General features: G+C 44.4%; 1 protein-coding gene. It reads right to left on the reverse strand.

Features of this window, described 5'->3' with window-relative positions; translation table 11 throughout:
- Window positions 1–460 (reverse strand): hypothetical protein (locus ACQ4N8_RS28135; RefSeq protein ID WP_430707673.1); only part of this gene is annotated, 460 nt, incomplete at its 3' end.
- Window positions 461–624: the final 164 nt, after the last annotated feature.

Raw genomic sequence — 624 nt, forward strand, 5'->3', positions numbered from 1 at the left:
GTGGTTCTTCAGTTGGTGGTTCTTCAGTTGGTGGTTCTTCAGTTGGTGGTTCTTCAGTTGGTGGTTCTTCAGTTGGTGGTTCTTCCGCTGGTTGTCCTTCAGTTTCCTCTCCAGAGGGTTGATCTAGGTCATGTAGAACATCAACTTGCACTATTCCACCTACATTAGTTTCATTCAAACGGAAGGTAAGAATTTGACTTCCATTCGACAAAAGTACTAATGGAATAGTGGCTACACCGTCCCTGAACTCAACATCAACAGAAGTAATACCAGTCGTGGAAAGATCAACACTCCCTAACTTACCTGAACTACCTTCAGGTAAGACCCGGTAACCAGATAACTCAATGTTGTACAAACCGTTGAAATCAGTATTTATTAAGTTATCATCCCCATAAACAGTTAAGGTTACTGTTGTCTCCTCACCGATACTAACTACCTTTTTATTAATTTCTGCATTCATTTGGGCAGGCATGCTTCTTTGAGACAATTCAGAATACCTCACCCAGCCCACGCTCGACCATTCCGACCACAGATGCTCATCATTGACTCGGACGCGGACTTGGAAGACTTGGCCGTTTGCTAATGGCTCCGTAACCGTCCAGGCGTTCACGTTCGCAGTTAACG

The sequence above is a fragment of the Paenibacillus macerans genome (assembly GCF_050565405.1).
In the GTDB taxonomy this organism is placed as follows: domain Bacteria; phylum Bacillota; class Bacilli; order Paenibacillales; family Paenibacillaceae; genus Fontibacillus; species Fontibacillus macerans_B.